This is a genomic window from Vreelandella sulfidaeris Esulfide1 (assembly GCF_054072535.1).
Genome location: NZ_CM133364.1, coordinates 751,382 through 771,818, shown reverse-complemented (window position 1 = coordinate 771,818; position 20,437 = coordinate 751,382). Strand labels below are relative to the sequence as shown.

Below are 20,437 nucleotides of genomic sequence, written 5' to 3'. Positions count from 1 at the left end.
CGCCATATATCTCAAGCGCCCATTCGTTGCGACGATGCGGCGCTTCTACTGGCAACCTTAATAGTCTTCTGCAAGCGCAGCGCGTCGCGCTTCGGCGGCGCCTTGAAAAGGCGGCCGTATTCGCGAGTGAACTGAGAGACACTTTCATAGCCCACTTCGAAGGCGGCATTGCTCGCGGTAACACCTTCGTCAAGCATCAGGCGGCGTGCTTCGATCAAGCGCAGCCGCTGCTGGTATTGGCCCGGTGTTAGCGACGTCATGTGCTTGAAGTGCTTGTGAAACGAGCTAAGGCTCATGCCTGCCTCAGTCGCCAGTTGCTTTACCGGCACGCGTGACGTGTACTGGGCTCTTAAGATTGCAATAGCAGCGGCGAGACGGCTTGCGTAGCTATCCGGATCGGCAATATCCCGCAAGGCGGCGCCATGAGGGCCCGACAGCAGCCAATAATGCAGCTCCTGCAGGATACCGGGGCGCAAAAGCGTTGCGGAATCGGGGCGATCCAGGAGTTTCATCAGCCGTGATGCGCAGTCAATCAACTCCGCTTCGGTGTCTTCGGCGAATAGCGTTTGCATCTCGGATGGGCGCTGGGCACGGGCGCTGCCCATGTGTGCGGTTAGCTGGCGCAAGATCCCTCTATCCAGGTCAATCGCAACGGCCAAATAGGGTTCATCCTGGCTGGCTTGGACAATCCGCCCGACGACAGGCATATCCGCGCTCACGATAGCCGATTCCCCGGCCGCTACTACTCTGCTCTGGTGTCCTACTGTCATCCGTTTTCCGCCCTGTAACACCAGGCAAACCAACGGCTTGTATATCGATTGCAAGTCACCGGCGGGGGTTTCGACGCGCATCATGCTAAGCCCCGGCACTGGGGTTGCCACCAAGCCATCGTGATTGGCGTGGTACCTAGCGTAGGTTTGAACCGCCTGTTTGAGTGCGTTCATATGCATTCCTCCAGCCTCTCATCGCAACGTTAGCATGGCTGAGAAAAGGTTTCTCCACGCCTGCAGGATCAGGCAAGTTTTGCGCAAGGCTTGGCAAGCCCCGCTATCACCGAATGATTAACACTAAGATGACTCAGCCATTAGCAAAGACGCCGCAATGGTACTGAGTCCTAAAGTGTTATTCCGTTAGATGGAGGGTTTAAAAGTGAAAACATCAGGCAATACCATGCTCATCACCGGCGGTGGTTCAGGCATTGGCCGTGAGCTTGCCCAACGCTTCAACGCGCTGGGTAACACCGTGATCGTCGCCGGTCGACGCAGGTAGACGCTAGTGGAAACCATTGGCGGTCGGCAAAATATGCACGCGATGGTTGTCGGTGTAGAGGATCTGCAAGCGATTGCGGCCTTTGCTGAACGCGTCATCGCCGAGCATCCCCGCCTCAACGTGCTGATCAACAATGCGGGCATTATGCGCCGCGAGGACTTGACCCGTACCCATGACCACATTGATGCCGAACAGACGGTCATCACCAACCTGCTCGGGCCAATCCGGCTAACCAACGCACTGACCGACCATCTGGTGAGCCAGCCCGACGCGGCGATCGTCAACGTATCCTCCGGGTTGGCGTTTGTGCCGTTGAGCGGCACGCCTACCTACAACGCCACCAAGGCGGCTATCCACTCCTATACGATTTCGCTTCGCGAACAGTTCAAGGGCAAGGTCGAGCTTATCGAGCTGGCGCCCCCCGCGGTGCAGACCGAGCTGACACCCGGCCAGTCGACCCGCGAAGGCTATATGCCGCTCGATGAGTTTATCGACGAAGTCATGACACTGTTCCAGGCAAAGCCCACGCCCAAGGAAATCCTGGTGGAAAACGTCAACTTCCTGCGCTGGGCGGAGCGTGACGGCCACTTCGATCAGGCGGTGGAGATGCTCAGTAAAATGTGAACGGCACGGCTTCGGACCGACTGACGGGCTGCCCGGATCAAAACTGCCAATTGGCCGGGACCCAGGCATAGCCGGTGTCGGTCTTGAGCATTCGGCCAAGCCCCGGGAAGGGAAAATGAAAGCCGAGAACGGGTAGCCGGTCTGCCGCGGCCATATCGAAGATCCGGCGGCGGGAGGCCAGCGCCGTTTCCTTGTCACGATCCGGCCCGGGCACCCATGAGTGATCAATATTGACGATGGGATGATAGGCAAGATCGGCTGTCAGCAGTAGCTGATCATTTCCGGAGTGGACAAGGAAGTTCGCCATGCCCGGGGTGTGGCCCAATGCCGGAAGTGTAGTCAAGCCGGGAACGATTTCTGTGCCGGCTTCGTACAATTCGATATCGTTGGTGACCGGCGCGAGGCTCTGCCGGATGGCGGCGGCGAAATGACGACGAAAATCCTCAGGTACCGGCATGTAGGAAAGATCAGGATCGTTCGCGATGAAGAAGTCCCAATCGGCACGGGGGGCAAAGACGGTTGCCCGTGGAAATGCCTTGCGCCCATCGGCCTTTCGCAGATTGCCAACATGATCCGGGTGCGTGTGCGAGATAACCACGACGTCGATATCATCGGGTCGTAAACCGATAGCGGCCAGATTATCGAAGATGCGACCGCCTAGCGGCCCCATGGTCTGCCCGGCGCCGGCTTCGAGAAGAATTCGCCGGCCATTGGTTTCAATAAGCAGGGTGTTGAGATTCAGCGTCAGGTGGTCGGTCGGCAGGAAGGCTTGCCTCAGCACCTCCTCTAGTTCCGCCTCCGACGCATCGCTGGCGTAAACCTGGGGTGGGCCGCCTATCAGCCCGTCGCTCAACACGGTGGCAGAGATATCGCCGACGCGAAAACGATAATAGCCGATATTTCCACCTGCATTGATACCCTGAGCCGTAGATGACGCGGCGGAAGCCGCCTGTGCAAAGGCCATGCTCCCGGTCGGCAAGATCACACCCGCCGCTACCGACGCCGCTGTCAGCATCACCTGCCGACGATTCACTGTTATTCCGCTCATATTGTCCACCCTGTTCGAGTCACTGATTGCTTTGCAGTACTTGTTGTCAGCGTCGACCAAGACTAGAAGTAGCCAAAACCGAGTCATTGCGACGCGCTTTTAAAGGATGACCCAGAACGGGCATGCGGATAAGCTAACGAAAACGGATCAGCTTATTAAGCAGGGCTTTGCAATGCGTCAACTACGCCTTGACAGCTTAGAGATATTCGAAGATGTGGTGCGTTGCGGTGGTTTTAGAGCCGCCGCACTAGGCAGGGGCGTGTCATCGTCCGCCATTAGCCAGTCAATCAGCGCACTTGAGGAAGCGATGAACATCCGGCTGCTGAACCGAACGACACGCAGCGTCGCGCCCACTGAAGCAGGCCAACAGCTGCTTGAGCGACTTGGGCCCGCGCTTCATGACATCCGAACAGCGATCGACGACCTCAATCAGCTTCGCGAGCGCCCCTCTGGCAGCGTGCGGATCAATGCCCCAGGACCAGCGGCCGACCACGTGCTGTGCCCGCTGGCCTTTGAATTCATGAAAATGTATCCCGAGGTCAATGTTGAGATCGTCAGTGATGCGGCGATCGTCGATATTGTGAAGCAGGGCTTCGACGCGGGCGTGCGCTTTGGGAACCAACTCGCCCAGGACATGATCGCCATGTCCCTGGGCCCCTCCTTGCGATATGCCATCGTGGCCTCGCCCGATTACCTTCGGGAGCATGGTCGTCCCGACTCACCGCACGATCTCTTGCAGCATGACTGCATTCGCCGCCGTTTCCCCGGCGGCACCATGGTAACGTGGACATTCGAGAAGGACGGCGAGGAAGTGGCGATCACGCCGCAAGGCCGGTTGACGCTGAGCTCAGCGCACCAAGAACGCCAGGCGGCGATGGCAGGATCAGGCATCGCGCATCTGTTTGAGGATTATGTGCGCGCCGACCTCGAACAGGGCAGCGTGATTGAATTACTCAGCGACTGGAAGAAGCGACTGCCGAGTTGGTATCTGTATTATCCGAACAGACGGCATACCAGCGCGGCCATGCGGGCCTTCCTCGACTATATCCGCCATAACCGCGACCCTTAAGCGTCGATGGTTTTAATAATGTTGGCAGGATTACCGCCTACCACCACATTCTCTGGCACATCTTTAGTAACAACGGCTCCCGAGGCAATGACAACATTATGACCGACGGTCACGCCTGGATTAATGATTGCCCCACCACCAATCCAGACGTTATTTCCAAACGTAATTGGCTTTCCATACTCTTTGCCAGCATTCCGCTCATACGGGCCAAGGGGGTGCGTGGCCGTGTAAATCTGCACATTCGGCCCAAGCATACAGTTATCGCCAAAGCGGATTTCACAAACATCGAGCAGAATGCAGTCGAAGTTGGCGAAAAAGCTTTCGCCGACATGGATGTTATACCCGTAATCCAAACGTAGATTGGGTTCGATATAGAGATGTTCTCCCGTCGATCCGAACAACCCTTTCAAGGCTTTCAAGCGCTGGGCGTCAGTTTCCAATACGTGATTGTAGAGCCTCACTTTTCGCCTTGTTTCTTCGCGCTCTTTTAGCAACACCGGATCAGCAGGGTTATAGAGTTCTCCCGCTAACATTTTGTCTTTTTCTGATCGCATTAGTCACCCTCCTCGATTGTGCCCAATATTAATCACTCCCAGCCATTGTTATCACCCTGCGCTATTTCAAACGGACCGGCATGTATGGCGCTCCGACCCACCAGCTCACCCAACCGGACACCTACTACCTGCCGTTCGAGGGTCGCCTAGGCAATGCTGCACGCCTTGCCGGAGGATAGGAGCGATCGATAAGTATTGCGTAAGTTTTCAGTAAGTGAGCGACAGCGACAGTCAACACTCTTTCCACCCAACGTTGACTGAATGGCCTCTCGCCTGTGGAGATTTCGCGCATGCTCTATCAACTCCTGCACCGGTGGCGCTGGCTTGGCGCCTGGACCCTGGCCAACCTGCTGCTTGCCTGGATGATCTCGCTGCGCTATGTCGGCTATATCCAGCCCGAGGGGGCCGAGCAATGGAGCTACCTGCTGCTGGTTTTCCTCGGCCACCTCTCGCTGCTGGTATGGCTGGGAGCTCTGCCGATGTTCCTACTGGCCACGCTTTTGCGCGGCATCGGGCTATGGCTGTTAACCACCCTGTGGGCGAGTGGCCTGCAGCTACTGCTGCTGCTTGATACCTTCGTCTACGCTCAGTATCGCTTCCACCTGAGCGGCTTCATCCTCGACCTGCTGCTCAACGCCGGGGGCGACGTGTTCAGCTTCTCATGGGTCGCCTGGGCACTGGCCGTCGGTGGCGTGCTGGGCATGTTGGCGGTGCAGGGTGGTCTCGGGCGGCTGTTCAAGCGACGTCCACCTTCACGGCCTGTGGCCGCCATGCTGGTAGTGAGCTTTTTGGCCCTGCTGGGGGTGCACGGTTGGCATGCCTGGGCGGATGCCCACTACGACCGCGACATCACCGGTATGACGCGTCATGTGCCGGTTTTCTATCCGGCCACAGCCAAGCGCTTCTTCGTCGAAAAGGGGTGGGTCGACCCCCAGGCGGTGCGCGATCGGGTGGATCTCGAGGCGACGGAGGGAGAGGCGACGGAGGGAGAGGCGCAGGGCCTGGTCTACCCCTCCGCGCCGCTGAGCTGCTCGCCGCCGGTGTCTTCCGACAACCTGCTGTTGGTGCTGCTGGATACCCTGCGTCACGACATGCTCACTCCTGAAGTGATGCCGAATCTTTACCGGTACGCCAATCAACCCGGTTGGTTCAGGGCGCGTGAGCATATCAGTGGAGGTAACTCCACCAAGGCCGGCGTCTTCAGCCTTTTTTATGGCCTGCCAGTCACCTACTGGGATGCATTTACTGCCAGCCAGACGCCCCCGGTGCTGATGGAGCGATTCGAGGCTGCCGATTACCGCTTTCAGGTTCTCTCTTCGGCGACGCTGGTGAGCCCTGCCTTTGACCGTAACGTTTTTGCCGGCCTCAAGGATGTCTCGCTGGAGACGGCAAAAGGCGAGCCTTGGGAGCGCGACCAGCAGATCACCGATGACTGGCTAGCCTGGATGGACAAAGAAGATGCAAGGTCAGATGAGCGGCCGTTTTTTGGTTTTCTGTTCTATGACGCCGTGCACGGCTACAGCCATCCGCCAGACTTCCCGCGGTTCACGCCCTATTGGGAGCATATCAACCACATGAGCCTAGGGCCTGACTTTGATCCCGAACCTTACTGGAACCGCTATCGCACGGCGGCGCGCTATGTGGACCAGCAATTAGGGCGCGTACTCGACGACCTGGAGCGCCGTGGGCAGCTTGCGGATACTGCGATAGTGATTACTTCCGACCACGGTGAGTCTTTCAACGAACATGGCAAGAACTACTGGGGACATGGCAGCAACTATACGCCGGAGCAGATCCAGGTCCCGCTGGTGATGCATTTGCCGGGACGCTCCGGTGGTGCGCTGGAGCGGCGAACGCACCATGCCGATATCGCACCGACGCTGCTCGAGGAACTGCTCGACTGTGAATCGGCTCCTCAACATTACACCCTGGGGCAAAGCCTGTTGGACGTCGAACCCCATCGCGACTGGATGCTTTCAGGCAGCTACATGGGTTATGGCATCCTGATGCCCGACTATCAGGTGGCGGTGCACCCTACAGGGGCCTTCGAAGTGTATGACTACCGCATGAACGAACTCGACGATATCGAGCTCCAGCCCCGGGTGTCGAACGAGGTACTCAGGGCGCTGTCGCGGTTCTATCGTTAAGACACCAAGGATGGAGCATTGCCAGCTTCATCATACGGAGTGAATCAGCCATTACCTCAATGCCTAGATGGCGAGCAGTCTCAGATGTGTCGAAGTCGTCAGCCCGCCGATCACGGCAATGCCCACGCTCAGCCTGCAGTGACGGTCATGCCGCCGTCGGCCATGACGACAGAGCCGACCATGAAACTCGCGCGCTCCGACGCCAGGAAGGCGACCATTTCGGCGATCTCGTTCGGTTGTGCCGCGCGCCCGATGGGTGCACCCTCACCGTGTTGGGCCAGAAAGCCGGGGCCATCATCCACGACATCATTCAGGATATTGGTGACGACATCGCCTACTCCGATGGCGTTTACACGGATGCCATGCTCGATGGCTTCAAGCGCCAGCGTGCGGGTCAACTGGGCCAGTGCGCCCTTCGATGCGGTGTAGGCCGCAATGGTCGGGAAGGCAAAGTAGGAAGCATACGAGGCGATATTGACGATCGCACCAGACTGGTTCGGCATCATCGCTTTCACGGCTTCGCGGCAATGCAAAAACGCCGCAGTCGCGTTCACGGCCTGAATGCGCTCCCAGTCCTCCCGCGTCATGTCCACCACCAGCTTGTTGATGATGATTCCTGCGTTGTTAACCAGGATGTCGAGCCGACCGAACTGCTCTACCGCTAGGGCAACTGCAGACTCAGCGGCGCCGTCATGGGTGATATCGGCCACTAGCGGCACCAGACCCGACCGGGCCAGTTCTTCGACGGAGGGGTTGATATCTTCTGCGACGACCTTCGCGCCCCGTTCATTCAACAGCAACGCGATGGCTTTACCGATGCCGCTGGCAGCGCCCGTTACCAGTGCGACCTTGCCTTCGACTTCCTGTAGGGCAGCGTTTTTGATGTCAGTCATGGGTTCTCTCCAGAGTCGGGGCCAAGCGAGACATTCGCCGGCCAGCACCCATCGGGTGCTGTCGTTGATGACGCTTTTACTATCTCGCAGGCAGGCGGGAGCGGCTTTTGAAGGTTTGCTCCGGCTATCGCAGTTTTGCGCTAAGCTGTCGATGGCCGCCCTCACCCAAGAACACCTCTGATGGATAGATCTCCGTGAATAAGCCCGAGCCTGACGTTTCTTCTGAGGACTCCTTGCGAATCCCCGCCGAGGCCATGTTGCAGTACATGCCGAGCGAGCAACTTGCTCTGTCACAGCGCGTTGCGCTAAAGGACGTGGTGCTGCACCTATTCACGCATCACAGTGTTACTGACCCCCTGCTAGTGCCGGCCGTGGCCGAACCGCTGCTTGTGATGGTGCTGTCCGGGTCGGCCATCGTCGAGGAACGCGTCCTGGGCGGTGAATGGGAAGTGACGCAGGTGCAGGCGGGGAACTTCTACCTGACCAGCACTGCGTTGCCGTATGAGATGCGCTGGCAGGCCAGAGGGGGCGACACCTTCGAGGTGCTGCATCTATATCTCGCCCATTCGCTGATCGACCACGCCTCCCGTCACCTGCTGGGCAGCCAGGCCGGCCCGATCGGCTTTCTCGACATCTCCGGTGGACGAGACGATCTGGTGTGGATGCTACTCGAACAGATGCGGCTGGAACTGATCGAACGGCGCGAGCCCAGTTCGCTTTTCGTCCGCAGCCTGGCCCAGGCATTGACCGTCCATCTTGTCCGGACTTACCGCGACCCAGAGGTCATGGGCAGGCGCAGCAACGCGCTGCAGGCCTACAAACTACGCCGTGTTATCGATCTCATGAATCAGCGCCTGGCCGAAGCCTTCTGCCTGGTGGACCTGGCTGAAGCTGCGCAGCTGAGCGAATACCACTTCAGCCGGCTGTTCAAGCGGGCAACGGGGCTGTCGCCGTCGCAATATTTCATTCATCTGCGCATGGACCGAGCCCGTCAGCTGCTGCTGGACACCGACCGCAGCATCATCGACATCGGGATGGAGGTTGGCTATTCAAGTCCTAGTCACTTCTCGCAGGTATTCCGCGCCAAAGTCGGCACCACCCCAAGCGCCTATCGCAGCCCGGAGCACAGCTAGAGATGCTGCGGCTTGAAGCTGTCGCTGAATTCGCGCTGGTTCTATTACTGATGACAGTGAGCACTAGACGCCAATAACGGAGCATCAAATGCATCAGGACGAAGTCAAAGCGCTGTTTGATAAACAGGCTGCAAACTACGATACCCAGTGGGCGAAAACGGCATCGATCCGACACTGTCTACATTTGCTTCTCGGGTCGCTGTTTGCTGAGCTCCCTGACAGGGCAAGAATTCTCTGTGTTGGAGTAGGGACGGGCGATGAGTTGTTTTACCTTGCATCCCGGAATCCCGAATGGCGCTTTACCGCGGTAGAGCCATCTGGTCCTATGCTTGATGTCTGTCGGCAAAGGGCAGAAAAGGAAGGTGTGGCATCTCGCTGTGTTTTTCATGAGGGGTACCTCAATTCGCTACCGGATATCGAGCCATATGACGCGGCAACTTGCTTCTTGGTATCTCAGTTCATTCTGGAAGAAAGCGAACGCGCGAAGTTCTTCAGTGAAATCGCGAAGAAACTGAAGCCGAGCGGGGTTCTCGCAAGCGCCGATCTGGCATCAGACATTGAGTCGCCTGAATATGACGTGCTGCTCCATGCCTGGATGAGCATGATGTCTGCAGCCGATATTTCACTAGAAGCGATCGAGCGCATGCGTAACGCCTATGCCATCGATGTCGGTGTGCTTCCGCCAGCCAAGGTTGCGTCGATAATCGAGTCGGGAGGCTTTGAGCTTCCTGTTCAGTTTTTTCAAGCGGGGTTGATTCATGCCTGGCTGTCAAAACGAGCACGGAACAATGTCGCAGCAAGTGCGCGGTTGCAACGTTAGGAGCAAAGGCACATGCCGAAACGCACAGAACCCTACCTACGTTACGCGTCCATTCGTCCTGATAGGGAAGTCGACTACGTAGCTTACCCCTTTAGCATCCCTGCTGTTCGGGAGATAGAGAGCATCGAGTTCCATCCCAATGTGACTTTCTTTGTCGGTGAGAACGGCTCGGGCAAGTCAACCGTCATGGAGGGCATCGCCGTTGCACTTGGCTTCAGCCCAGAAGGGGGAACCAAAAACGTTCGCTTTCAGTCGGCAGGCTCAATATCGCCTCTTCATGACTATCTGCGCCTCGCCAGGGGCGTGTCCAAGCCTCGCGACGCGTACTTTCTCAGGGCGGAAAGCTTCTTCAATGTCGCAAGCTACATGGATGAGACCGCCTACCTCAAGGGCTACGGAGGACAGTCGCTGCACACGCAGTCGCACGGCGAGTCTTTCATGGCTGTCCTTCTGAACAAGCTCCAGGGTAACGGGATCTACCTGTTTGATGAGCCTGAAGCGGCGTTGTCGCCCATTCGCCAGCTCGCCGCGCTCAGCGCCATTCATCATCTTGTAGAAGATCGCTCTCAGTTCGTCATTGCTACGCATTCGCCGATCCTTCTCTCCTACCCAAACTCGAGGATCATTCTTTTCGATAAGGCTGGGGTGAGTGAGGTGGCATTCGAGGACACCGAGCACTTTGCCGTCACCAGGGACTTCCTCAACAATTACCCGAGGCGCCTTGAGCAGCTTTTTCAGGAGGATACAGACGACTGACCGTTCATCAAGAGGGCTCGATTTTGGGTAGTGTGTCTGGCCCTGCGACTGATTCCTTGAGAACGCCGAGTAGAGCACCAACGTTAGCTTGACACATCGGGCACTGGCGACCATTTTATAGACAGACTTGTCTGTTCAGGGTGTGTTTATGATGACGCGCGATTCATCGTCGGTCTCCCGGCCTCGTGAACGTATTATTGAAACTGCCAGCCGTCTGTTCTTCCGCCAAGGCTATTGCTCGACGGGCATCAATCAGATTATCAGCGAGTCCGGTGTAGCCAAGGCCAGTTTTTATACCCATTTCCCGAGCAAAGAAGACCTCGTTATTGCTTGGCTAAAACAACGTGAAGAACGCTGGATCCATGAGTTAAAGGAACGAGTTGACCAGCACCAGTCGACCGATAAGCGTATCGCCGCGATATATAGCATTTGGTACGAACAGATCCGCGAAGAAGGCTATCGTGGTTGCGGTTTTATCAATATGGCCGGGGAATTCAGCAATGAAGAGAGTCCGGTCAGGGCATTTGTGCGTGACCATAAAAACCGGGTAAGAGAAATAATCGCCGAACATGTGCTGGATGAATATCGGGCCGTGATGAAGCCTGGTGACTTCGATGAGTTAGTTAACACTATCTACTCGCTTTTCGATGGCGCTATTGTTCAAGCACAGAACTTTATGCAGGACTGGCCTATTAAGGCTGCATTGAAGGCTTCCATTCACCTGCTGCCCCATGATCGTGGCGAGATGGCATCGCCCCATGAATAGGTCTCTGCCCCTCCTGCTGAAGCGAAACTCACCCTTCAACGTGGTCGGCGCCGGCCTCTTGATAGTCGCTTCTACTTACGGGTTGTCGCGTTATACCTATGGCCTGTTCGTACCCGCGATCAGACATGATTTTGATTTGGACCAGGCGACAGTAGGCGCCATTGGTAGCGCCTCCTATCTGGGGTATCTACTGGCAACGCTTGTCAGTCCGCTACTGGTGCGCCGTTTCAGTCCACGCCTGCCGATTATAGTGGGGGGAATGACGGCGACGCTGGGTATGTTAATGATCGCCCTGGCGTGTAACCCGATGTGGTTGGCACTGGGTGTGACGCTCGCCGGTTGTAGCCCGGGACTGGCTTATCCGCCGCTTTCTGATGCCATCAAGCAACTTTGCCGCGCTGAAAAACAGAGTCGCTACTACGCCATCATCAATTCGGGCACCAGCTTCGGGGTCATGGTGTCTGGCCCCTTAGCATTGATAGCGGGCCCTCGCTGGCAATTGGCTTGGTTGTGTTTTGCGTTTATCGCGCTGATTGCCACATTATGGAATCTGCTGATAATGCCAGGCTATACGCGTGCTGAGGGTAATAAGAAAAGCGCTGATAAAGAACACTCAGGTAGTTCGCGTGATTGCCAAGAGCCCATGTTGGTGCTGTTGAAGCGCAAGTTGAAGGACGGAGCAGTGCGTCGTTTACTGTTGGGCGCGTTGTTGTTCGGGCTGGTAACGTCCGTTTACTGGACTTTTTCTGTTGAATTGATCGCGGCGAAAAATAACCTGTCTGAGACAGGCAGTATCATATTCTGGATGGTTGTCGGCATTGCCGGTGTGGCGGGTGGATTGGCCGGCGAGCTGGTCACTCGCTTTGGGCTGGCTAAGGTACTGAAATGGGCAACGCTGGCCATCGCTGCCTCGATAGCATCACTCACCACTGCGAGTGAATCCATACTTATACAGACCCTGTCGGCAGTGATGTTTGGCGCCACGTTTATACTCATTACAGCGTTATACGGTATCTGGAGTGTCAGTTGTTTTCCTGAAGCGCCCTCTGCAGGTTTTGGTGTGACCTTCTTTCTCATTTCCGCTGGCCAACTGATATCGCCCACCCTCGCTGGGGTGGGCGCAGAACTCTGGAAAATGACGGGTGTGTTCCAGGTGACCGCCGTATTGTGCCTGGGGATACTGTTGTTGCTGCCCACCCAAGACGTACGGAGTATGTGATCCCCTCTGGCCCAAGGCGGCCACTCTGGATTGCCCGGCTATCCTAACCCGCTACGTCAGTAGACGTAGGCGTGTGGGTCAATCGTCCAAAGCGCCTGGTGGTCCATCGCACCGTGTCGTCCACGTAGCTGTACACCACCGGAATGACGAGCAGGCTCAGGAACGTCGAGGTGATTAGCCCGCCGATCACGACGATCGCCATCGGCGCGCGGAAGCTGGGATCGGCGCCCCAGCCGAGCGCGATCGGCAGCATGCCAGCGCCCATGGCGATGGTCGTCATCACGATCGGGCGGGCGCGCTTGCGGCAGGCATCGATGATCGCGTCCCGGCGCTCCAGGCCATGATCGCGGCGGGCGATGATGATGTAGTCGATCAGCAGGATCGAGTTCTTGGTCGCAATGCCCATCAGCATGATTAGCCCTATCATCGAGGGCATCGACAGCGCCGAGCCTGTGACGAACAGTGCCAGGAAGGCGCCCGGGACCGAGAACACCAGTGCGGCCAGAATGGTCGCCGGCTGCACGAAGTCCTTCAGCAGCAGCACAAGCACCATGTAGATGCACAGCACGCCGGTCAGCATCGCCAGGCCGAAGCCGGACGTGAGCTCGTCCATCTCTTCGGCCTCACCGCCCGATGCCCGCGTCACCCCCGGCGGTAGTATCTGCAGGCTGGGCAGCGCGAGTGCCGCCTGTTCCACCTCACCCAGCTCCCGGCCGTTCAATTCGACCTCAAAGTTGATGTTGCGCATGCGGTCGTATCGCGTGATCTGAGAGGGGCCGCTGCCGATCTCGAGGGTGGCGACGTTCTCCAGCGGTACCGCTCCACGCGCACCGGGTACCGGGAGCTGCTTGAGCGTCTGCAGGTCCTCGCGGGCGGCATCGGCGAGCCTGACGACGATGGGCACCTGGCGCTCGCTCAGGTTGAGCTTGGCGAGATCCTGGTCGTAGTCGCCCAGTGTGGCGACGCGCAGCGTTTCGGCGATCGCTGCCGAGGTGACGCCCAGGTCGGCCGCGCGCGCGAAATCGGGCCGCACGACCAGTTCGGGGCGTGCCAGGCCCGCGCTCGAGATGACCGCGCCGATGCCGGGAATCGTGCGCAATTCGCGCTCCACCCGCTGCGCATGCTGCTCGAGTACCCGGCTGTCTTCGCCGGCGAGTACCAGCACATAATTCTCGCCCGAGTCGCCCTCGCCGACGGCCACGCGAACGCCGGGCAGCGCTGTAACCTCATCGCGCAACTGCGCCTCGATCGCCTGTCTTTTCAAGCCCGGGCGGTCGTCGCGGTGGGTCAGGTTTATCGTCAGCACGGCGGTGCGGACGTCAGCGCCGGAAGCGCCCGCCGACTCGGTCGGATCGTCGCCCGAGTTGCCCGCACCGATCGCCGTGTAAACCATCTCCACGTGTTCATGCTGCTGGAGAATGCTCCGCGCCCGTTCGGCGAGCGAGAGCGTGTCGCGCAGCTTGCTGCCGGGCGGCAGCGTGAGGGTCACCTGGGTTTGCGCATTGTCTTCGGGGGGAATGAAGGCACCGGGAAGCGTCGCGGCGAGCGCCAGCCCGCCGACGAAGAAAGCCGAGGAGCCGACGATCACTAGCAGGCGATGACGCAGGCACCAGCGCGCCCCCGCCAGGTAGACACTCATCCAGCGCGGCTCGCGCTTGGCATGCGATTTCGGCGCACGCAGCAGGTAGGCCGCCATCATCGGCGTCAGCAGGCGGGCCACGACCAGCGAGAAGAACACCGCTGTCGCCGCCGTCCAGCCGAACTGCACGAAGAACTTGCCGACGATGCCGCTCATGAACGCCGTCGGCAGGAACACCGCGATCAACGCGAAGGTGGTCGCGACGACCGCCAGGCCTATCTCGGCGGCGGCCTCCATCGCCGCCTGGTAGGGCTTCTTGCCCATCAGCAGGTGGCGCTCGATGTTCTCGACCTCGACGATGGCGTCGTCGACCAGGATGCCGATCACCAGTGACAACGACAGCAGCGTCACAATATTGATCGTGAAGCCCATCAGGTACATCGCCGCGAAGGTGGGGATCGCCGACAGCGGCAGCGCGACCGCCGCCACGAAGGTCGCCCGCCAATCGCGCAGGAACAGGAACACCACCAGCACCGCTAGCGCCGCCCCCTCGTAGAGCAGCCACATCGAGCCTTGGTAGTTCTCGACGACGGGGTCGACGAGATTGAGCGCCTCGGTAACGGTGACGTCGGGATGCGCTGCCTTCAATTCATCGAGCGCGTCGCGCACCCCTTCGGCGACCTCGATCTCACCGAATCCCCGCGCGCGCGCGATCTCGAAGCCGACCACCGGGTCGCCATTCAAGAGTGCGGCCGAACTTGGTTCGGCGACCGTATCGGAGACGTCGGCCACCCGGCCGAGTTTGATGCTTCGGCCATCACCCAGAGTGATGTCGAGGTCGGCCAACTGCTCGGCGGTCTGCACGGTGGCGATCGTGCGCACGGAGTGTTCGGCACCGCCGAGATCGACACGCCCGTCCGACGCTTCCTGCTGCACCTGGCTCAGCTGTTGCGATATATCCGCCGCCGTCGCATCCAGCGCGAACAGCTGCGCCGGATCGAGATCGACATGCACCTCGCGGGTGACGCCACCGATGCGGGAGACGGCGCCGACACCGGGAACCGCGAGCAGGGTCCGGCTGACCTCGTCGTCGACGAACCATGATAGTGCCTCGTCATCCATGCGCGACGAGGCGACCGTATAGGTCAGGATCGGCCTGCCGGAGAATTCCACCTTCTCGATGACCGGGTCGCGCAGGTCGGCCGGAAGGTCGGCGCGTACGCGAGCGACGGCATCGCGTACGTCGTCGAGAGCCTCCTGCAGCGGCTTCTCGAGGCGAAACTCGACCGTGACGATCGCGTTGCCATCGGTAAGGGTGCTCGTGATGTGATCGACCCCCTGCATCGTCGCGACCGAATCCTCGATCCTGCGCACCACATCGGTTTCGAGCTGTGCGGGCGAGGCGCCGGGTAGCGAAACCGTTACGTTGACTGCGGGTATCTCGACGTCAGGGAATTCCTGGATCGTCATCGTCTTGAAGGCCATCAGGCCCGCGAAAGTGAGCACGATGAACAGCAGCACGACCGGGGTGGGGTTGCGGATCGACCAGGCGGAAACGTTGAGGTTCATGGTTTTTCCTCTGCTCGGTTCATGGCATCCCACGATGATGGATCCTCGACCACGCGAACCAGATCGCCATCGCCAAGGAAGGCGCCGCCGGAGGCGACTACCGGAGCCGACGCCTCGATGCCGCCGGCGATCTCGATGCGCTCTCCCACACGCTGGCCCGTTGTCACCTTGGTCTGTACGACCCGTGAGTCCGGACCGAGACGCATCACGTAGCTGAAACCGTCACGCAGCAGCACCGCGCTTTGCGGCAGGGTCATGGCCCGGCGTGTGCCGAGTTCGAACTCACCGCGTGCGAACATGCCCGCCCGAGCGACGTCGCTTACCGGAAGATCGACATAGACCAGGCCATTGCGGGTAGCGGTGTCCACCAGCGGCGCGATGGTGCGCAAACGCCCGTCGAGCTCATAGCCGCCTGACAGGGTGATCCTGGCACTTTGGCCGGGTTGCAGCTTATTCAACTCAGAGGCGGCGACCTCGGCCCGCCACTCCAGCCTGCCGTGGCGCATCAACCGAAACAGCTCCTGATCGGCGCCGGTAATAGCGCCTACAGTGGCCGTACGGGAGGTAATCAAACCGTCGTCTGGGGCGACAATTTGCGTTTGAGCCAAGCGTAGCGCTTGGGCTTCATTCTGTGCTTGCGCAACGCCTAGCCGCGCCCTGGCGGTGAGTTCGGCGGTTTCGTATTGCTGAATCTGCTGTTCGGAAAGCGAGCCGGTGGTTTTCAAACTGCGGGCGCGCTGAGCGTTGGCATTCGCTTCGGCAAGCGTTGCTTCGGCTTCCGCCACGGCGGCGCGGCTCCTCGCCAGCTCTGCGCGCACCGTCGTGTCGTTATAAACGGCCAGCACCTGCCCTTCCGTGACCTCATCACCTACATCTACTTTGACGTCTACCAACCGCAGACCACTGATTTCGGCTCCGACAATAATCTCCTGCCACGCAGCGATATCCCCATTAGCCGCAATCGTCGTCGGAAGCGTCTGAGGTTCTAATGTCGTCACGTTGACTGATAGTGAGGGCTGCGCTGTCGATTCGGCGACGGCATCGCTTTCCGACGACACCGCCTGCACACACGCCAGCGCGGCAGCGCTAGCGATCACGGCAATCGTAATGCCGAGATACATTTTTCCGGTTGGAGGTGACATGATTCAGGCCTGTTTCAAATTGTTCAGTTCGTTGATGAAAAACGACATCAAGCATTTCTGTTGAACCACTATCGGCCTGCCTTCCTTTCTCATTTCTTACTGAGGTAACGTTTTAAATAAATCCGGCACCAGTAAGAAACGCGTAAGATAGCCCTCCTGATGATGGCACTGTCATATCACTCTAACTTTCACACCATGCTAGGAGTGCAACCATGGGTTCTCATCAGTCGCTATTGCTGAACGGCCGCCTCACCACTATAAGATTGGCGACAGCCGTATTTATCGGTGGTCTTGTTATTGCTTCTCCGTTGGCGTTCGCCGACGAAGAGAGTTCAGACGGAACCACTTGGGGATTGGGCGTAGGCGCCATAAGCGAACAGGATCCCTATGCCGGTATGGACAGGGAAAACACCCCATTTCCCTTGCTCCTGGTCGAGAACCGGTACATTAGTGTCTTCGGACCGGAAATCGAATTTAAACTGCCGAGTCTGGTCATCAGCGATTCTCAACAGCTCAATTTCGGCATCGTCGCCCAGTACGATGAGAGCGGCTATGAGCAAGGCGACGCCAAAATTCTCAACGGCATGAGTGAGCGCGAGGGCGGCTTTTGGGCGGGGGCCAACGTGGCGTGGGAAAACGAGCTGTTTGAGGTCAGCGCCGAATGGCTCACCGACGTCTCCGGCAACAGCGACGGGCAGCGCTTCGATCTTGGCCTGGAGAGAACGTGGGATTTCGGCGAACATATAATGCTAACCCCATACTTAGGGGCGTCCTGGCAGGACGACAAGAACATCGATTACTACTTTGGCGTTCGCGATAGTGAGGTTCGCTTCGATCGTCCTGCCTATTCAGGGGAATCGGCTACCAATATCGAGGCGGGGGGTGCGCGGCGTGTACCAGTTTGACCAGCATCACTCTGTGCTGTTAGGGGTTGAGGTCACGAGCTTGGCGGACGAAATCAAAGATAGCCCGCTGGTGGACCGTTCGACCGAAAACGCCGTGTTAGTTGGCTATCTTTATACCTTCTGATGAGCCGCATACTGCTGATCGAGGACCACGACCGGCTAGCCCATTTAATGTGCAAAGGGTTGGTGGCCGCAGGTATCGGCGTTGATGTGGTCGACCGCATTGATTCGGCTTGGGCTGCTGTTCAGCAGATGCCCTACCAGGCACTGGTACTCGATCGCGGCTTGCCAGATGGCGATGGGCTGCTATTGCTCAAGAAGTTGCGCAACGCGGGCCTTAGCGTGCCCTGTCTGGTGTTAACGGCTCGCGATGCGCTGCATGACAGGCTAGAAGGCCTCGAAGCCGGTGCCGACGACTACCTGCCCAAGCCGTTTGCCATGGATGAGATGGTGGCACGTGTACGTGCCTTGCTACGCCGCCCTGCGGAATTCCATTCAATCGACCCCATTCACGACGACCTGAGACTGCATACGGAAAGCGGCGTTCTGTTTAGCGGGAACGAGAGTATTACCCTTGCCCCGGCGGAGCTGCACATTATGCAGTTGCTGTTATACAAGCACGATGAAGTAGTCCGCCGCAGCGCGCTGGAGGCGGCGGCCTGGGGGTTAAGTGAGGCAGTGACACCGAACGCACTGGATGTTGCCCTGCACCGTTTACGCCGTAAGCTGCTTGCCATCGGTTCGCGCCAGCGGATCGCCAACGTCAGAGGAATGGGGTATGCGCTTCGTCAAGCGGATGACGCTAAATAGCCTGAGACTGAAGATACTGCTGGCCTATGTGGCGGGAATGGTGCTGAGTATCACGCTGCTCGTGATCGCGGCGACTGCGTTGCTGCAGAGCAACATGCTGGCGCGGATGGACCTGACCGATGCCACGGAGGGGCTAGTCGATAATATTGAGTTCGACGCCAATGGCAGACCCGTAGGCTTCGACTCGAGTCTGGAGAAGCGCGCTTGGCTCTATGAAGGCCCGCAGCGCGAAGCGGCGTACCGGATTCTGGATGAAGCCGGAAACGTGGCCGCCTTTTCGAGTTCAGGAGAGGAGTTCTGGCCGGCCGACGGCGATCCTCAGCGATTGGCGCGCGGCAGCTTCACCTTCGAGCATGAGGGAAAGACCTTCTACGGCGCCACGCAGCCCCTCGAGCATGAGGGGCGAAGGTGGTATCTGCAATTCACGGTCAGTGCGAGGCTCTTTGATGTCGTCTATACCGTGGCTTTTCCGCAGGTGGTCGCTGCCGTGGCAGTGTTCGGACTCGTGATGTTTGTCGCCTTCGGGTTGTGCGCCTATATTACCCTGCGCTACACCCTCAAGCCGTTGCGAGACGTATCGGAGTCCGCGGCGGCCATCTCACCGCGCTCCATCAACGCCCGACTGAATACGGACGCGGTGCCCGCGGAGATTGCGCCACTGGTGGATAGCTTCAATCACGCCCTGGAACGCCTTGAGCGGGGTTATCGCCTACAGCAGGAGTTTCTCGGCCATGCAGCACACGAGTTAAAAACACCACTGGCATTAATTCGTGCACAGATTGAATTGATTGCAGATGGTCAGAATGAACGCGAGGCGTTATTGAGCGATGTCGAGTATATGACGCGCCAAGTGCAGCAGCTGCTACTCCTGGCCGAAGCGAGCGAGGCGCATAATTACCAGTTTACCGTGGTTCGGATGCAGGACATCGCCCACGAAACTTCCGCCTACTTGCAGCGTATGGCGGAGTCCGCAGACGTGCATTTAACGGTGCTTGCCGCGGATCAAGGGGTGACATGGAAGGCTGATCGCGGGGCATGCTTCACCCTGCTCAAGAATTTGCTGGAGAACGCTATCCAGCATGCCCCCGAGCAGACTCTCGTCAGCCTGGAGATCCAGGGCAATACGATTACCGTGCGTGACCGCGGGCCTGGCGTCGAGCCGGAACAGCTATCTCTACTGTTCTCTCGTTTCTGGCGAGGTGCACACCGTCGCGACCATGGTGCCGGTTTAGGATTGGCTATCTGCCAGGAGATTGCCATGGCGCACGGCTGGACGCTGTCAGCCCACAACGCCCATCCCGGGTTGATCGTGAAGCTCTGTAGAGCAGATAACGTCGATGAAAACGATTCCCGAGAAAACGATTCCCAAGAAAAACATATTGGCGAACGGCTGCCTCACCATCAAGATGAACGCCCACTCAAGGCGCTCACGACAGATCTGTTTTAAGTGGAATGCCTTGCACACTCTTCGTTAGAGACCGATTTGATGCCAACGTACTTTTAGTAAGAAAAGCTTTCAGTAAGAAACGAGAAAGTAAAGTAGGCCGATATTGTCAGCTAGCGGTAATGACTGACCCAACAGAGCATCACCCATGATTGCCCGATCAATCATTCTTGCAAGCGACCCTATGAACTTAGGAAGGAGTTTGTAATGCATATTCTAAGTATTCTAAGACGCAAGCCCCTAAATCCGCCCAACCTGCCCAATACCTTGATCGAAGGTCATAGCCAAGCCGTATTAGTTCAGGGGGGCTCCCGTGTATTGATGTCTAGCCAGGTTGGGGTGGATAACACAGGAGAGCTGGCGGGCCCCGAACTTCCCGAGCAGACAGAGGCGGCACTAGACAATATCGAACGGTTGCTATCAAGCCTTGGTGCAGATCTCTTGCGAGTGGTGATGTTGAGAATCTACTTAGCGGAATCCGCACGTTACGACCAGCAAGTGGTGATGGAGGCGTTGAAGCATCGTTTTCCTATCGCGCCGCCAGCGGCCACCTGGTTGATTGTGTACGGCCTTGCCGAACCGGAATGGTTAATCGCTATCGAGGCCGAGGCAGTGCTGCCGGGGTTTGCCTTAAACAGCTAAATGACCGCAACAGTCGAAATAATAACGCTGCTCGTTAAACACTACATA

18 protein-coding genes and 1 pseudogene are annotated in these 20,437 nt (G+C 58.3%); 13 read left to right on the top strand and 6 right to left on the bottom strand.

Annotated features, from left to right (window positions below; all coding sequences use genetic code 11):
• Positions 1–11: 11 nt before the first annotated feature.
• The gene (locus tag ACW44H_RS03615; protein ID WP_457506960.1) at positions 12–944 is read right to left on the bottom strand and encodes an AraC family transcriptional regulator; all 933 of its coding nucleotides are present in this window, start codon (positions 942–944) and stop codon (positions 12–14) included.
• Positions 945–1,134: 190 nt separating this feature from the next.
• Here ACW44H_RS03615 and ACW44H_RS03610 point away from each other — a divergent pair.
• Positions 1,135–1,893: pseudogene (locus tag ACW44H_RS03610) on the top strand (SDR family oxidoreductase).
• Between the two features lie 37 nt (positions 1,894–1,930).
• Here the strand turns inward: ACW44H_RS03610 and ACW44H_RS03605 are convergent.
• Positions 1,931–2,941, bottom strand: coding sequence for an MBL fold metallo-hydrolase (locus ACW44H_RS03605; RefSeq protein ID WP_457506958.1), 1,011 nt, complete (start codon positions 2,939–2,941; stop codon positions 1,931–1,933).
• 106 nt (positions 2,942–3,047) lie between these two features.
• Between ACW44H_RS03605 and ACW44H_RS03600 the strand changes: the two genes are divergently transcribed.
• Entirely contained in the window at positions 3,048–4,010 is a 963-nt protein-coding gene (locus tag ACW44H_RS03600) for a LysR family transcriptional regulator (protein WP_457506956.1), read from the top strand.
• Here the strand turns inward: ACW44H_RS03600 and ACW44H_RS03595 are convergent.
• Positions 4,007–4,564, bottom strand: coding sequence for a sugar O-acetyltransferase (locus ACW44H_RS03595; protein ID WP_457506954.1), 558 nt, complete (start codon positions 4,562–4,564; stop codon positions 4,007–4,009). The genes ACW44H_RS03600 and ACW44H_RS03595 overlap by 4 nt on opposite strands.
• Positions 4,565–4,854: 290 nt before the next feature.
• Between ACW44H_RS03595 and ACW44H_RS03590 the strand changes: the two genes are divergently transcribed.
• Positions 4,855–6,711 (top strand): DUF3413 domain-containing protein, encoded by a 1,857-nt coding sequence (locus tag ACW44H_RS03590; RefSeq protein ID WP_457506953.1) that lies wholly within the window; start codon positions 4,855–4,857, stop codon positions 6,709–6,711.
• 128 nt (positions 6,712–6,839) lie between these two features.
• Here ACW44H_RS03590 and ACW44H_RS03585 read toward each other — a convergent pair whose 3' ends face one another.
• Positions 6,840–7,604 carry an SDR family NAD(P)-dependent oxidoreductase gene (locus ACW44H_RS03585; protein WP_457506951.1) on the bottom strand — a complete coding sequence of 255 codons (765 nt, stop codon included), beginning with the start codon at positions 7,602–7,604 and terminating at the stop codon, positions 6,840–6,842.
• A 194-nt stretch (positions 7,605–7,798) separates the two neighbouring features.
• Here ACW44H_RS03585 and ACW44H_RS03580 point away from each other — a divergent pair, with 194 nt between their 5' ends.
• The 5 genes from ACW44H_RS03580 to ACW44H_RS03560 all read left to right on the top strand — a co-directional run bounded on the left by ACW44H_RS03580 (position 7,799) and on the right by ACW44H_RS03560 (position 12,298).
• Positions 7,799–8,737 (top strand): helix-turn-helix domain-containing protein, encoded by a 939-nt coding sequence (locus ACW44H_RS03580; RefSeq protein WP_457506949.1) that lies wholly within the window; start codon positions 7,799–7,801, stop codon positions 8,735–8,737.
• 88 nt (positions 8,738–8,825) lie between these two features.
• Positions 8,826–9,557, top strand: a complete 732-nt coding sequence (locus tag ACW44H_RS03575) for a class I SAM-dependent methyltransferase (RefSeq protein WP_457506947.1) — start codon at positions 8,826–8,828, stop codon at positions 9,555–9,557.
• A 12-nt stretch (positions 9,558–9,569) separates the two neighbouring features.
• Positions 9,570–10,313, top strand: coding sequence for an AAA family ATPase (locus ACW44H_RS03570; RefSeq protein WP_457506946.1), 744 nt, complete (start codon positions 9,570–9,572; stop codon positions 10,311–10,313).
• A 148-nt stretch (positions 10,314–10,461) separates the two neighbouring features.
• Positions 10,462–11,079, top strand: a complete 618-nt coding sequence (locus ACW44H_RS03565; protein ID WP_457506944.1) for a TetR/AcrR family transcriptional regulator — start codon at positions 10,462–10,464, stop codon at positions 11,077–11,079.
• Positions 11,072–12,298, top strand: a complete 1,227-nt coding sequence (locus ACW44H_RS03560; RefSeq protein ID WP_457506942.1) for an MFS transporter — start codon at positions 11,072–11,074, stop codon at positions 12,296–12,298. The genes ACW44H_RS03565 and ACW44H_RS03560 overlap by 8 nt, the downstream gene beginning before the upstream one ends.
• A 43-nt stretch (positions 12,299–12,341) precedes the next feature.
• Here ACW44H_RS03560 and ACW44H_RS03555 read toward each other — a convergent pair whose 3' ends face one another.
• Entirely contained in the window at positions 12,342–15,446 is a 3,105-nt protein-coding gene (locus ACW44H_RS03555; protein ID WP_457506941.1) for an efflux RND transporter permease subunit, read from the bottom strand.
• Entirely contained in the window at positions 15,443–16,588 is a 1,146-nt protein-coding gene (locus ACW44H_RS03550) for an efflux RND transporter periplasmic adaptor subunit (protein ID WP_457506939.1), read from the bottom strand. The genes ACW44H_RS03555 and ACW44H_RS03550 overlap by 4 nt, the downstream gene beginning before the upstream one ends.
• 212 nt (positions 16,589–16,800) lie before the next feature.
• On the opposite strand from ACW44H_RS03550, the gene ACW44H_RS03545 reads away from it, so the two are divergent.
• From ACW44H_RS03545 to ACW44H_RS03525, 5 genes are all read left to right on the top strand, one after another.
• A complete protein-coding gene (locus ACW44H_RS03545; RefSeq protein WP_457506937.1) occupies positions 16,801–17,493 on the top strand; it encodes a MipA/OmpV family protein in 693 nt (230 codons plus the stop codon).
• The gene (locus ACW44H_RS03540; protein ID WP_457506935.1) at positions 17,480–17,617 is read left to right on the top strand and encodes a MipA/OmpV family protein; all 138 of its coding nucleotides are present in this window, start codon (positions 17,480–17,482) and stop codon (positions 17,615–17,617) included. Before ACW44H_RS03545 ends, ACW44H_RS03540 begins: the two co-directional genes overlap by 14 nt.
• Positions 17,617–18,303 (top strand): response regulator transcription factor, encoded by a 687-nt coding sequence (locus tag ACW44H_RS03535; RefSeq protein WP_113268749.1) that lies wholly within the window; start codon positions 17,617–17,619, stop codon positions 18,301–18,303. The genes ACW44H_RS03540 and ACW44H_RS03535 overlap by 1 nt, the downstream gene beginning before the upstream one ends.
• Complete coding sequence (locus tag ACW44H_RS03530) at positions 18,272–19,750, top strand: sensor histidine kinase (RefSeq protein ID WP_457506933.1); 1,479 nt, start codon at positions 18,272–18,274, stop codon at positions 19,748–19,750. The genes ACW44H_RS03535 and ACW44H_RS03530 overlap by 32 nt, the downstream gene beginning before the upstream one ends.
• Before the next feature lie 204 nt (positions 19,751–19,954).
• The gene (locus tag ACW44H_RS03525) at positions 19,955–20,389 is read left to right on the top strand and encodes a Rid family hydrolase (RefSeq protein WP_457506931.1); all 435 of its coding nucleotides are present in this window, start codon (positions 19,955–19,957) and stop codon (positions 20,387–20,389) included.
• The last annotated feature ends 48 nt before the right edge of the window (positions 20,390–20,437 follow it).